We start from the raw sequence: 13,154 nt of genomic DNA on the forward strand, positions 1-13,154 counted from the left end.
CAAAACAATCGGCGGGTATCGCCAGAGCTCAACCCGCCCTACGCGGCGAAGCCGACTGCCCCCGCTCCTCGAGTGGCAACCGTACAAAGGCCGTCTGCTGCCACTTCGCACGAACTTTGGTCTAGCTCGCTTAGATTGTCTCCATCCAGGGAGCCTTCATTTTCATGCTCATTATATACACGTTCTTGCAGGTTCCTAAGGCGACTCACTTCGCCTGCAGCGTCATTCCGTAATCGTATTGCGTCATAATATTCTTCACGTAACTCTTCGCGTTTGAAGCCGTCCTCGGAAATTTCACGTTCTTTTTCATCAAGAACAGCTTGATGCGTTGCCAATCTACCTTCGGCTTCCGCAATTTCCTTATCTGTACAGTGATATCAATGCAGACCAAACGGATCGATCCGATTGATAGGATCATTGTGGACATAGGCATATAAAAAAAGCTAGTTCAGGTATGCGATATGAACATGCTATATTCCGCGCCGTAAATGGCGAAATTGTATCATTTGAATATCGTCTGCTAGTACGTAAATCTCTAGTATTAGAGCGACATTTTTTTCGCTAGTTGGCGGCAAAAACAACTGAAACAAATCAAAATCTTCATTCGCCTTGAGGCAATTCCGTTCTTCGGATTTTTCCAATTTTATAAGCGAATATTTTTTCTTCTTTGCGAATTCTTTGACTTTTAAAAAACTTGACGCATGCAAAGCGCGTTCCAATTCACTATCAATCCCATATTCTTCTGTCATGCCTACGACGCTATCTGCGTTTGATCTTAAATCGAAACACTTAGATGGTTTTTCCGCTGCACAAGAAGATGCTGAAAATGCGAGTAGAATGAATAAAATGACTAGCGAGCTTATCACGCTTCCGGATATTCTATAAATATCAATTGACATTTTGAATTACCACCCGCTTCCGCCACTTTGATCTTCGTTCCGTTCAGCCGGATTATCCGTATCGCTCGCCGGATAGGCGCGAGAACGTCCTTCCATGTTCGCTTCACGCCCCGTTCCTGCTCTATATGCGCCCGTTGCATAAGTATTTGAATTCGGCCCAGAGACTGCCCCGTAGTCGGCTCCTGCTTCATTGAAATCGGAAGTGTAACCTTCAACCGAAGTTCTGACGTCGTCAATATCTGCATCTACCGTTGTGCGGTCTATGGTCTCTAAGCCACTACGACCAGTGGTCCGGTCGCCAGGCAGCACAGAACCAGCAACGAGCGAATCCGTTACGCCTCCACTTGCATTAATTGGTTCCGATGAGCCTTTTGCTCCACCGCCGTCAGTCGGCCCGCCTTCTGCTGTAAATTGCTCGCCAGTTTCTGTGTCTGTTGCTACGACCGTGAGATGGCCATAACCGGGTCCCAATTTTTCACCTCGAAGCTCAACTTCCGTTTCCTCCCCCGTCGGGTCCCATGCATTCACCGGATCATTGTGGACGTAGGCATAAAGGTTCAACTGGTCCCGATAACCGATGGGATCGGTTGAATAGAACCTCCCGATGACCGGGTCGTAATAGCGGGCCTGCATGTAGGTGAGGCCCGTGGCGGCGTCGTCGATATGGCCGGTAAAGCCGGGGTTGTCGTCATTGGCGCCGGCGGCGTAGTTCATCGCCTCGCCGAAGGGGTGATAGAACTCCCGCCACAACACCGAGCCGGACCCATCCGTCGCCGCCACGGGCGAGCCCAGATGATCGCCGTACGTATAGATGGCTGTGGACCCATTTTCGATGCGCACCTGCGCCGGCCCGATCCCGGCGTAGTCCGTCGTTTTTAAATCCGTCGCTTCGTCCTTGAAGATCAGCCCGCCGGTGACGGCGGAGTAAACGAAGTAGGTCGTCTTTCCGCCCGCGACGGATTTCACGCGCCTTTTGTTCCCGTCATAGGCGTAGGCGGCATTGACGCCGGAACCGGTCATCGACACCGGCTGGTCCGCCGCGTCGTAGGTTATCGCATAGCGCCCGTCATTCGTCACATTGCCGCGCGCATCATGGGCGAAGTCACGGAAGGGAGCGCCCGTGTCCGTCACGTCATCGACGCGGTTCGCGGCGTTGTAATCGATATCGACCACGCGCGGGCCCACCGTCCGCTTGCGGATGTTATTGAGGGCGTCGTATTTATAGCTCGCCGTCGCCTGCGCCCCCGAGACGCCCCACGGCCCCGTGGCGGTCAGGAGCCGCCCGGCGCCGTCATAGTCGAAGGTCCGGTTCTCGCCCGCATTCACATGGTCGGTGATCGCATCGACCTTGTAGCGGTCGTCATAGGCGTAATTGAGCCGCACAACATCGCCCGCCCCGCCGCCGCCGTGGCGCACAAGCTGCACCAGACCGCGCGCATTGAGGCTCTGTTCCAGTTCATGTCCGTTGCCGTATTCGAGGCCGGAGACCTGTTCGTTCGGGTGATAGGCGGCGGCGTAGAGATAACGCGTTTCCCCTTGCGCGACCTTTTTCGGCCGGCCCAGTCCGTCCGGATTATAGGTGAGCTGCATGTAGCCGGGCGTTCCATTACGCCCGCGGCTCTCCACAAAGCCGTTGGCGTTGCGCACATAAGTGTGGTCATAGGTGCGCCCGTCAATGTCCAGCTTTTCCTTCGTGATCCGGTTGAGGGCGTCGTAATTATAGCTCCACACCGCGCCGCGATAGATGTTCTTGATATTGCCGTTGAGGTCGTAATTGTAGACGATGTCGTCCGTACCGGGCGGGTAATCGATGCGCTCGATACGGTTCAGCACGTCATATTCATATTCGGTTGCGTCCGCCGGGGGCGAAAGCGCGCAGCCCGTTCCGCCCCATGGCTGTCCGGAAGCCTCCCACGCCATGCGGTCGAGGCTGTCATAGCCGAACACCTCGTCGCCCATTTCCGGCGCGCGGTGACGGCACAGCCGCTGGCGCGCATCGTAATAGAAGAAGCGCTCAACGCTCGCCGTATAGCCGTTCTGCGTGCCGTACTGATAAAGCCGTTCGATCTTGCCGTAGATGTCGCGGTCCATTTGCGTGGTTGCCCCCAAGGCGTCGACCACCTTGACGACCGCGCCGTCGTCCGGCGATCCGTAACCGGAGGACCATGTGGTGGACTGGTGAAGTTCCGGGTCGGTGACCAGCGTCCGGTTCTGGGAGAGATACTGGTAACTGGTAACCGCGTCGGGCCCGGCGGTCTGCGTCACCGTCAGCGGGCGGCCCAGCGCGTCGTAAACTGTCCGGGTTCCGTCAAGGATCGGATAGGTCGCGTCCGGCAGCGACTGAAAGGCGACCCGGCTCATGGCGTCGTATTCCGTCGCGACATTGATGGTCCCGCCGCCGCCGGAGAGCGCCTTGCGCCTTTCGCGATAGGGGCGCAAGAGACCGTCATACCAGGTTTTTTCCTCGACGGAGCCCGTGGTCGCGATCTGCGTCAACCCATTGCCGAGCCCTTGATAGGCAATGGCCGTATCCGCGTGCGCGCCCGGCCGGTCGATCTCCGTCAGCCAGCCGACGTCATTATAGTCGTATGACGTGGCGTAACCCCGGGCGTCGGTCTCGCTCGCCACCCAGCCATTGTCGTCAACCGTGCGGTAGACAAACGCGCCGTCCGCGCGTTCGATGATTTGCGGCATGCCGCGCTTGTAATTGCTGAAAGTGACGACCTCAGAGGCGGCGTCAGTCACGGTGTTCAGCGCGCCCATCTCCCCAGCCACATTGCTGTAAGTGAAGGTCCGCCACGTCGTTCCGAACTTTTTGTGCGTGACCGGCCGTCCCAGCGTATCGTAATCGTAATCGTCGAACTCAATATTATTGCGCTTAACTTTGTCAGGCAGGCCAACGCGCCAATCTGTGAGAAAATGTACGTAAGAAATATCCGTGACGCGCGTGCCGCTGACGACGTTAGACCATTTTTCGACCTTGGTGGGTTTGCCGAAGGAATAAGCGGTGGGAGAGCTGTAGGCGAGGTCGTTGTAATCGAGATTGTACGTGTAGCGCGTGTTATAGACATCCGAGCCGCGGGTGGTTGTTGCCAGGTTTACTGGCCGCTTCAAATAGGGATGTAGAATCGTGTCTGTGTTACTCGGATTGCCCGGCGAAGGAGTATTCGCCAGAGGCTCCACGACGTAGTCCATTTCAAATGTCTCAGCGATTCCAGCGGGCCCCGAAACGACGCTTTTTTCTAATAGACCCATGAAGTCACCATAGCGGTGATAGTTTCGCCGTGTTGTAATATTGAAAGGGTCGGTGATTTCTGTCCATTTCGTTAAAGGGATGGCGCCGTTCGTAAATCCAGAATACTCATAATTCCATGTTGCCGCCGTATAGCCAGGTCCAAATAGCGTTTTATCCTGTAGTGACATTGCATTAAAAATCGGCCAGTGCTCGGGTCGCCAGTGCATGGAGGAACTTGCTTGATACCCTTCTCCAGTTTCGCAATCGAGATACCATTCCCAACCGTCGACATCGAAAGTTGAGGGGTTGGGCGTGGTGTAAGCGCCGCCATGCTCATTTTTGAGATGACGGGTATCTTTTAAATTGTATAGCCCGGTAACACCATTAGGGTGCTTCAGCTTGACTTCAGCTTCTCGTACTCCGCACTCGAAAGCAGGGTGAACGCTAACGCTCATGCCCGTCAGGCCGCCGCCGTCGTCGAATACCCATTGTCGGCCATCCGGCAATGTTACGGATGCAAGATAGTTGCGGGAACCAGGCAGATAGGCCGTGTCGCTGGGAGCAGTCGTATAATTGTATATCCAAGTCCGTCCATTAGCCGTTACTTGAGTAATGCGCCGTGAATTTTCCCACTGGTTCGGCATGGTGGTATTGTAGCTAAGCGTAATTTCACGCCCGTCATTTGAATGAATGCGCGTCAGTTCCGCCCGCTCGTCATTAGTATATTCATAACGAACCCAGTTGCCGTCCAGATCAGTGACTTCCGTCGCCAGCAATACAACATGCTCGCGAATAATCAGCTCTTCGCCTCGGTATGGAACCGTTGTCGATGACCAGGTCAATTCATAGGGGAGCGGATAGTAATTTTCCGTCCTGTATATATGCCGCGTAAACTTATATGCATCGCCGTTGGGCGCGGTAGCGACGAGTTGCGGTGCGCCGCCAGGCCCTGTTTCGCACCGAATAGTCCAATCATTTTTGGATTTAGCAACTCTGTCGATTCCAAAATTTTCATTATTCGCGCGACCTGGAACTGACAAAAGATGCCCGGTTGAATGAGTTTCAGGTTCGATCCACGCGTAAAACGAATAGGTATCTGAAGATGTCCAGACCTGATATTCATATGAAAAACCAGCCGGATAATTGAGGAAGCAATTTGTCCCCCAATCTGGATGCGGCAACTGACTATGATTCCCCTGCCGATCATAACGCGCATATGAGAACGAAAATGTCGGGACGGATACAGACCAGTCTGCAAACCCTTGCTGCTCAGCGGAAAACCACGGATCACCCTGAACGCGCTTACGGCGAAGCGCGACTTCAAGATCAGAATTTCCTGGAATTGAAATATCGATATGCTCGAAATTTAGCGAACCAGTATTGGGGTCAATTTGATCCCCGAGCAAACCGATATCATCCGATCGCAATCGCGTGTCTACGTCCGTACTCCCTAAAAAGTCGAAGCCGTCATGGGTGACTTTGAAGTCTTCAGGAACTCCAGACCCGAACCCTTGCGTTTGCTCTGGCGGCACTTCCTCGCCACCGTCCAGCTTTTCCTTCGGCTCTTTTTCCGGCGCCGTTTTAACGTCGGCTGAAGACTCAGACGCGCCTTCATCGACTTGCAGCGCGAACGCCAATCCGTTCTCCCCGACGGTGAAGAATAAAGTCAACGCAGTCGAAAACAGGACGAGCCTGGTTCGCATTTGCAACATGAAAAGCCTCTGAAATCGCCCGTTGGAAGAAGAAACAGGATTGCCCCTGTTTTATGATCAATTCAAAAATAGCAAAAAGTCAATTGTAATATTTACAATAATTGAAAGACTGATATGCGTTCTATTGATATTGAAATGTAGATATTACACTATCGCGAATTCTAATTTTCCGTTAGTGTAAGGATATTAACAGTCAACAATACTTGCGGAAGTTATTCAGGCAGTCGGCCCACCATTTCGCCATACGGACGCGTTCGTCCCAGAATTCGCTACGGGCATAGGCGGCGCGGACAGCATTACCCTCCACATGGGCCAGCGCTCGTTCGATTGCGTCGGGATTCCAAAGGCCAGATTCGTTTGCCAAAGTAGAAAACGTAGCCCGAAATCCATGCGCCGTCATTTCTTCCTTAGCGAAACCCATGCGCCGCAAAGCAGCCGTAAAAGTAGCGTCGCTCACAGGCCTTACTACTGAGCGCAGCGACGGCAGGATCAGTTCGCCAGAGCCCGTCAGCGCTTTTAATTCTTTAAGCTTCACCACCGCCGCTTTCGGAAGCGGCACGCGATGGGGGCGGCGTGTTTTTGCGCGTTCGGCCGGGATCGTCCAAACGGCCTTTTCGAAATCGAATTCGCTCCACCGCGCCTGTCGCAATTCACCCGGCCGCGGATATAACAGCGCGAGAAGCTGCAATCCGATGCGAGTCGTCGCCTGCCCGTTATAATCGTCGATTGCGCGTAACAGGCCGCCAAGTTGCTCAGTATCGGTTATGGCCGCACGGGGCTTCTGCGGAGGCTGCGTCAGTGCGCCGTTCAATGCGGGCGTCGGGTCCGCATCAATCCAGCCGCACGAAATCCCGTAACGCAGAACTGAACCGACGATGATTTTCATACGTCGCGCGGTTTCATAGGTCCCACGCGCTTCAACTTTCCGCAGCGCCTTCAAGATCACCGGCGCCTTGATCTCGACGACGGGCATTTCGCCGAATTCATCGCAAGCCATGCCAAGTAGCCATCGGTTCTTCTTGACGGTCGATTCCGCGCGACCTTCCCGCTCCTGTTTTTGAATGAAGTCGCCGACCAGGCGTTGGAAGGTCCTCTCGCGCGTCTGCAACTCTCTTTCGCGCGCCTCACGGCGTTGTTCAGCCGGGTCCAAGCCTTCAGCGATCAGTTCCCGCGCTTCTTCGCGCGCCTTTCGCGCCTTGGCGAGGCTGACATCTGGATACGGACCAAACGAAATCAGCTTTTCTTTTCCAAGATGTCTGTACTTCAATCTCCACAGCTTCGAACCGTTCGGGTTGATAATGAGGTGCAGCCCGCCGCCATCGAAGACCTTGTAGGCCTTGGGCTGCGGGGCGGCGTTCTTGATTGCGAGCGCTGTAAGCATCTTGGGGGTATCGCCTCCTCACCGGAATCGTCGATACCCCCGAATATACCCCCAAATACCCCCAATTATAAGAGACCTTGCCGGACGCGCTTGGACGCAATATCAACGCAATTCGCTGTTTTTGTTGATATATTGGACATTATGGGATGTAGAAAATTTTGAGAATGGTGCCCAGGGGCGGATTTGAACCACCGACACGCGGATTTTCAGTCCGCTGCTCTACCAACTGAGCTACCTGGGCGTATTAACCGGAAACAGGGGATATCCCGTCCAGCGGAGCGCGGCTTATAGGCCAGGAGGGGCCGGCTTGTCTACGGGCGAAACGGCAAAAAACCTTACGCTTTGCGCTCAAGCCCAGCCTCCCCTAAGCAGGAACAAAACACAAAGGTCATGCCATGGCAGCCAGTCCGCGCAAACGTAAGAAAACCGCCGTCAAATCATCCGCGAAAGCCGAATTTACCATGCTCGGCGAGCACACAGAACGAGCAGCTTCTCCAGCAGAGGCCCGACTGGAAACGGCGGCGAATCCTCATCATGATTCTCTTTATCTTGTGCGATTTACAGCGCCGGAATTCACTAGTCTTTGCCCTGTCACCGGCCAGCCGGATTTCGCGCATCTGGTTATGGATTACGTTCCTGGAAAATTGATCGTAGAATCGAAATCTCTTAAGTTGTTTCTGACTGCGTTTCGAAACCACGGCGCTTTTCATGAAGATTGCACAGTAATGATCGCCAAGCGCATAATCGCCGCCGTCAAACCGAAATGGTTGCGCATTGGCGGCTATTGGTATCCGCGGGGCGGTATGCCGATTGATGTATTTTTCCAGACTGGCGCTCCGCCGAAAGGTTTGTGGCTGCCGGAAACCGGAGTCGCGCCATATCGCGGCAGAGGATAAGCGAATGAACAACTTTATGTGGACACTCGCGCCCGCGCTGCTGTTAAGCACGCAACCCGTGCTTGCGGATGCGCTGGAAGGCAAGCCGTCGCCTGCGGCGGTGCTGGAAAATGCGGACCCGTCCGACTGGCGCGCGCTCGATCCGGAATATCTCCTGGTGATTGAACTTGAATACGGACGAGTCATTGTCGCTCTCTCCTCGCAGCTTGCACAAAATCATGTTTCCCAGATCAAAGCGCTAGCGCGAGAAAGCTTTTACGATGGATTGTCTTTTTATCGCGTCATCGACGGGTTTGTCGCGCAAGGCGGAGACGCTTTCGAAACTCGCGAAGTAAAAACTGCAAAGAGCGCTCTCAATGCAGAGTTTGACGAGCCGTATTCTGATAACATGACGTTCACGCCGATTAAGGATTTAGACGGTTATACTTCGCAAGTCGGTTTTATAGACAGCCTGCCGGCGGGCGTGGATGAAACGAGCGAGACTGTCTGGCATCTTCACTGCGCCGGCGCTATGGCGCTCGGACGCACTGATGCAAAAGACAGCGCCGCCACAGAATTTTATATTGCTTTGCAGCCGCAACGCTATCTCGACCGAAATCTTTCAGTTTTTGGCCGTGTCGTGGAAGGCATGGAGCATCTACAAGCGTTGAGGCGTATAACGCCGCCGCAAACGCAAGAGGACGATCAGGGCGAGACGATCATCTCCATGCGCGTAGCAACCGACTTGCCTGCTGACCAACAACCTTCGCTGGAAATTCTACGCTCGGGCACGGAAACTTTTGACGCATATGTTGAAGCGCGCCGCAATCGGCCTGAAGCGTTTTTTTATCACAGGCCCAATCATGTTGACATTTGCGCGCTGAACATTCCAGTTCGATCTGCTGAATCAGAATGACAACTCACGAAGTTTCAATTGGCCCTTGGCGGATTGAGGCCAAACGTGATGTTTTTGAAAACCCGTGGGTCAAAATTGTCGATCATGATGTGACGCATCCGGACGGATCGACCGGCGCATATGGGGTTGTGCGTTTTAAAAATATCGCTGTCGGCGTCTTGCCTATAGACGCGGCGGGAAGGGTTTCTCTTGTTGGCCAGCATCGCTTTCCGCTAGACCGCTACAGCTGGGAGTTGCCTGAAGGCGGTGGACATCTCGATATAGATCCCTTGGAATCGGCCAAACGGGAACTGGCGGAGGAAACAGGTTTCACCGCTGCATCATGGGCGCCGCTCAGTGTGTTTGATATTTCCAATTCCGTAACAGATGAACGGGCTGCTTGTTATCTTGCCTGGGATCTAACCGAAGGCGCTGCATCGCCCGACCCATCCGAAGCGTTAACCGTAAAATGGGTCTCCTATAGGGATCTGTTGGAAATGGTGATAACCGGCGAAATTACAGACAGTCTCACAATCGTGATGGCTTTGATGGCGCAGGCCAAAGCCTTGCGCGGAGAATTTCCTGAACCTATCTGTAGCCGGCTGCTTGCCGCGGCAACGCGAAAATAGGAGTATACTCCCATGTCGAATTCGCCAGCAAATTCACCGCCGCCCGATCCGTCGAATGTCGTCGCTTTATCAGGCGATCAAACCTGGTCGCGAATGCGGGTTGAGGCCGCTTCCGCCGCCGCGTCCGAACCTGTGCTTGCGAGCTTTCTGCATGCGACAATCCTCAATCATGAGAGTTTTAAGGCCGCACTTTCCTATCGCCTGGCGCAAAAGCTCTCCGATGCTGAAATGAACGCTATGCTCTGGCGAGAGGTTTGCGCCGAAGCCTATGATAAAGAACCGAACATCGTCGATTCAGCGCTTGCGGATTTGCGCGCTGCGTACAATCGCGATCCGGCTTGTCATGAATACATGCAGCCTATTCTTTATTACAAAGGGTACTTGGCGCTGCAGGCGCAACGCACGGCGAACTGGCTATGGTGGAATGACCGTCAGGCGCTTGCGCTGTATTTGCAAAGCCGGATGTCAGAGCTGTTCGCGGTTGACATTCATCCGGCCACAAAAATTGGCAAGGGTGTGTTTATCGATCACGCCACAGGCGTTGTCATCGGCGAAACGGCTGTGATTGAAGATGATGTATCCATTCTCCAAAATGTCACGCTAGGCGGCACGGGCAAGGATGAAGGCGACCGTCACCCGAAAATCAGACGCGGCGCACTCATCAGCGTCGGGGCGAAAGTGTTGGGCAATATTGAGATAGGCGAAGGCGCAAAGGTCGCTGCGGGCAGTGTTGTTTTGAAAGATGTTGATCCTCACTGCACAGTTGCTGGCGTACCGGCCAAGCCTGTCGGCGCCTGCAAGGAAACCACGCCCTCAGAAAGTATGGATCAGAACTTTTACTACGATACATATTCGATCTAGTAAGAGCGCGCTGAAAGCCCAAACCCGATTTTAATGGAATATGGGATGCGCGTAGACCTGTTTGATTTTGATTTGCCACCGGATCGGATTGCACTGGAACCCGCCCGGCCACGCGATGCAGCGCGGCTGTTACATGTGAGTCCCGCTGGCGTCGAGGATCGGTTTGTACGCGGTCTGCCGTCTTTGCTGCAGCCCGGCGATCTTCTGGTCACCAACGATACGAAAGTAATACCAGCGCAACTTTTCGGTGAACGCACAGCGCGTATTGATGGAGGCGGTAACGCAGCAGTTTCAATCGAAGCGACACTGCACAAAGAGCTTGGCGATCATTACTGGCGCGCGTTTGTTCGCCCGGCGAAGCGATTGAAGACAGGTGACACTGTCCGTTTCAAAAGCGGCCTATACGCCAGGGTGACCCGCCGTGAAGGCGCTGAAGCGGATTTAAAATTCGAGATCGCTGATGAAACTTTTGAAGCTGTCTTATCGCGCGCCGGCGTTATGCCACTCCCCCCCTATATTGCGCGCAAGCGCCCGGCTAACGAAACCGATTCCGAAAATTATCAGACGATATTCGCGAATGCATTGGGTTCTGTCGCGGCGCCTACCGCAGGACTGCACTTCACACCATCATTAATAGAAATCTTGAGTGGTAAGGGAGTTCAGCATCTTTCCATTACATTGCATGTTGGGGCCGGTACTTTTCTTCCGGTTACGGCCGAAGAGACCAGCGAACATAAAATGCATGCGGAATGGGGCGAAATAACAGAACGGCAAGCTGCGCAAATAAATAAAACAAGGCGAGCAGGCGGCCGTATTGTCGCTGTTGGCACAACATCCTTGCGTTTGATCGAAAGCGCCGCACGCGATGACGGCAGCGTTCACCCATTCTCCGGGGAAACGGATATTTTTATAACGCCAGGTTACCGATTTAAAAGCGTCGATATGCTTATGACCAATTTTCACTTGCCGCGCTCCACGTTGTTTATGCTGGTTTGCGCTTTTACCGGCGTTGAGACTATGAAAGCCGCCTACGCCCATGCGATAAATAACCAATATCGTTTTTATTCCTATGGCGACGCCTGCCTGCTGGAGCGCAATTGATGAATGAAATTACCTTTGACGAGTTCATAAAAATCGATATCCGCGCTGGAACCATCATTGATGTTCAGCCGTTTGAAAAAGCACGCAAACCGGCCTGGAAGGTTTGGGTCGACTTTGGTGAAGACATCGGCGTCAAAAAATCTTCCGCTCAGATCACGAAGCATTATGGAAAACTGAACCTGATCGGTCGTCAGGTCGCTGCCGTCGTTAATTTTCCGCCGCGCCAGATCGCTGATTTTATGTCAGAGGTGTTGATCCTCGGATTCCCGGACGACGCTGACGAAGTCGTCCTGATTTCTCCTTCCAAGAGCGTACCGAACGGCGGGAGACTGTATTGACCGATGCTTTTTCATTCACTTTAAACGCGAGCGACGGCGCGGCGCGCGTCGGCTTGATTGCAACGCCGCGCGGCGAAATAAGAACTCCCGCGTTCATGCCGGTCGGCACGGCTGGAACTGTAAAGGCCATGCTGCCGGAGAATGTATACGCGACCGGCGCTGATATTGTCCTCGGCAATACCTACCATTTGATGTTGCGTCCCTCCGCCGAGCGTGTCGCCGCGCTAGGGGGGCTGCATGACTTCATGAACTGGCCCTACCCCATTTTAACGGATAGCGGCGGATTTCAAGTCATGTCGCTTTCAAAACTCCGGAAGCTGACAGAAGAAGGCGTGTCTTTCCAGTCGCATATTGACGGCTCTCGTCACATGCTGACGCCGGAACGCTCCATTGAAATTCAGTGCCTGTTGGGTTCCGACATTCAAATGCAACTCGATGAATGTCCAGCAATCCCTATTGCCCCAGAAGCTGCTCGCGAGTCCATGCTGCTTTCCGCGCGCTGGGCGGCGCGTTCAAAACAAGCTTTTCAGGAAAAATCGAATTCTGGACAGGCGCTTTTTGGTATTGTCCAGGGCGCTAATTATGAAGATTTACGACGCGAAAGTCTCCATAGATTGATGGAAATAGATTTTCCCGGCTATTCCATCGGCGGGCTCGCCGTCGGCGAAGGACGCGAGGAAATGTTTCGTGTGCTGGAATTCACCTGCCCGCACATGCCGGAGCGCAAACCACGTTACCTGATGGGGGTTGGCAAGCCGGCGGATATTGTCGGCGCCGTCGCGCGCGGGATTGACATGTTCGACTGCGTCGCGCCAACCCGCTCAGGGCGTCACGGCCAGGCGTGGACACGCAATGGCGCTATTAACATCAAGAATGCAGTTTTCGCCGATGACCCGGCGCCGCTCGACGCAAAAAGCCACTGCCCTGCAAGCCGGGACTATTCGAAAGCCTACCTCCACCACCTCTTCAAAGCCGGAGAATATCTGGGGCCGATGCTGCTCACCTGGCACAACCTTCAATATTATCAGGATCTTATGGCGGGGTTGCGCGCGGCGATCACGTCAGGACGGCTTGGCGTTTTTATCGAAAAGTTCAAGTCCGAAACCGGCGAGGCGGTCGTATAAAATATCTATCCGTCGAGAACCGCGAATCGGTTGACCAGCGCCGGCGCCGCCCTTATGTTCCGCGCCTTCCAAGGCGTCTCGCCGCTCTACGGCAATCGTGAGCG

At 54.0% G+C, this 13,154-nt stretch carries 11 protein-coding genes and 1 tRNA gene; 7 read left to right on the forward strand and 5 right to left on the reverse strand.

Annotated features, from left to right (window positions below):
- Positions 1–38: 38 nt before the first annotated feature.
- The 5 genes from ACQK2Q_RS10410 to ACQK2Q_RS10430 all read right to left on the reverse strand — a co-directional run bounded on the left by ACQK2Q_RS10410 (position 39) and on the right by ACQK2Q_RS10430 (position 7,468).
- Positions 39–335, reverse strand: coding sequence for a hypothetical protein (locus ACQK2Q_RS10410; RefSeq protein WP_425409678.1), 297 nt, complete (start codon positions 333–335; stop codon positions 39–41).
- Between the two features lie 135 nt (positions 336–470).
- A complete protein-coding gene (locus ACQK2Q_RS10415) occupies positions 471–749 on the reverse strand; it encodes a hypothetical protein (RefSeq protein ID WP_425409679.1) in 279 nt (92 codons plus the stop codon).
- A 156-nt stretch (positions 750–905) separates the two neighbouring features.
- Positions 906–5,846 carry an RHS repeat domain-containing protein gene (locus ACQK2Q_RS10420; RefSeq protein WP_425409680.1) on the reverse strand — a complete coding sequence of 1,647 codons (4,941 nt, stop codon included), beginning with the start codon at positions 5,844–5,846 and terminating at the stop codon, positions 906–908.
- 193 nt (positions 5,847–6,039) lie between these two features.
- Complete coding sequence (locus ACQK2Q_RS10425; RefSeq protein WP_425409681.1) at positions 6,040–7,227, reverse strand: tyrosine-type recombinase/integrase; 1,188 nt, start codon at positions 7,225–7,227, stop codon at positions 6,040–6,042.
- A gap of 165 nt (positions 7,228–7,392) precedes the next feature.
- Positions 7,393–7,468, reverse strand: a tRNA-Phe gene (locus ACQK2Q_RS10430).
- A 154-nt stretch (positions 7,469–7,622) separates the two neighbouring features.
- Here ACQK2Q_RS10430 and queF point away from each other — a divergent pair.
- The 7 genes from queF (at position 7,623) to tgt (ending at position 13,050) form a co-directional block, all read left to right on the forward strand.
- On the forward strand, positions 7,623–8,123 hold the full coding sequence (queF, locus tag ACQK2Q_RS10435) for a preQ(1) synthase (protein ID WP_425409682.1): 501 nt from the start codon (positions 7,623–7,625) through the stop codon (positions 8,121–8,123).
- Between the two features lie 4 nt (positions 8,124–8,127).
- Positions 8,128–9,018: a peptidylprolyl isomerase gene (locus tag ACQK2Q_RS10440; protein ID WP_425409683.1), complete on the forward strand. Its 891-nt coding sequence runs from the start codon at positions 8,128–8,130 to the stop codon at positions 9,016–9,018.
- The gene (locus ACQK2Q_RS10445; RefSeq protein WP_425409684.1) at positions 9,015–9,626 is read left to right on the forward strand and encodes an NUDIX domain-containing protein; all 612 of its coding nucleotides are present in this window, start codon (positions 9,015–9,017) and stop codon (positions 9,624–9,626) included. The genes ACQK2Q_RS10440 and ACQK2Q_RS10445 overlap by 4 nt, the downstream gene beginning before the upstream one ends.
- 93 nt (positions 9,627–9,719) lie before the next feature.
- Positions 9,720–10,487 (forward strand): serine O-acetyltransferase, encoded by a 768-nt coding sequence (gene cysE / locus ACQK2Q_RS10450; protein ID WP_425411146.1) that lies wholly within the window; start codon positions 9,720–9,722, stop codon positions 10,485–10,487.
- Positions 10,488–10,532: 45 nt separating this feature from the next.
- Positions 10,533–11,588: a tRNA preQ1(34) S-adenosylmethionine ribosyltransferase-isomerase QueA gene (queA, locus tag ACQK2Q_RS10455; RefSeq protein WP_425409685.1), complete on the forward strand. Its 1,056-nt coding sequence runs from the start codon at positions 10,533–10,535 to the stop codon at positions 11,586–11,588.
- Entirely contained in the window at positions 11,588–11,926 is a 339-nt protein-coding gene (locus ACQK2Q_RS10460) for a tRNA-binding protein (RefSeq protein WP_425409686.1), read from the forward strand. The genes queA and ACQK2Q_RS10460 overlap by 1 nt, the downstream gene beginning before the upstream one ends.
- A complete protein-coding gene (tgt, locus tag ACQK2Q_RS10465) occupies positions 11,923–13,050 on the forward strand; it encodes a tRNA guanosine(34) transglycosylase Tgt (protein ID WP_425409687.1) in 1,128 nt (375 codons plus the stop codon). Before ACQK2Q_RS10460 ends, tgt begins: the two co-directional genes overlap by 4 nt.
- Positions 13,051–13,154: the final 104 nt, after the last annotated feature.

It is taken from the genome of Hyphococcus sp., from assembly GCF_965228385.1.
GTDB lineage: Bacteria > Pseudomonadota > Alphaproteobacteria > Caulobacterales > Parvularculaceae > Hyphococcus.

Excerpts from the sequence above, each read along its gene's own strand:
- ACQK2Q_RS10415 (WP_425409679.1), bottom strand. The coding sequence starts at position 749 with ATGACAGAAGAATATGGGATTGATAGTGAATTGGAACGCGCTTTGCAT.
- ACQK2Q_RS10420 (WP_425409680.1), bottom strand. The coding sequence starts at position 5,846 with ATGTTGCAAATGCGAACCAGGCTCGTCCTGTTTTCGACTGCGTTGACT.
- ACQK2Q_RS10425 (WP_425409681.1), bottom strand. The coding sequence starts at position 7,227 with ATGCTTACAGCGCTCGCAATCAAGAACGCCGCCCCGCAGCCCAAGGCC.
- queF (WP_425409682.1), top strand. The coding sequence starts at position 7,623 with ATGGCAGCCAGTCCGCGCAAACGTAAGAAAACCGCCGTCAAATCATCC.
- ACQK2Q_RS10440 (WP_425409683.1), top strand. The coding sequence starts at position 8,128 with ATGAACAACTTTATGTGGACACTCGCGCCCGCGCTGCTGTTAAGCACG.
- ACQK2Q_RS10445 (WP_425409684.1), top strand. The coding sequence starts at position 9,015 with ATGACAACTCACGAAGTTTCAATTGGCCCTTGGCGGATTGAGGCCAAA.
- cysE (WP_425411146.1), top strand. The coding sequence starts at position 9,720 with ATGCGGGTTGAGGCCGCTTCCGCCGCCGCGTCCGAACCTGTGCTTGCG.
- queA (WP_425409685.1), top strand. The coding sequence starts at position 10,533 with ATGCGCGTAGACCTGTTTGATTTTGATTTGCCACCGGATCGGATTGCA.
- ACQK2Q_RS10460 (WP_425409686.1), top strand. The coding sequence starts at position 11,588 with ATGAATGAAATTACCTTTGACGAGTTCATAAAAATCGATATCCGCGCT.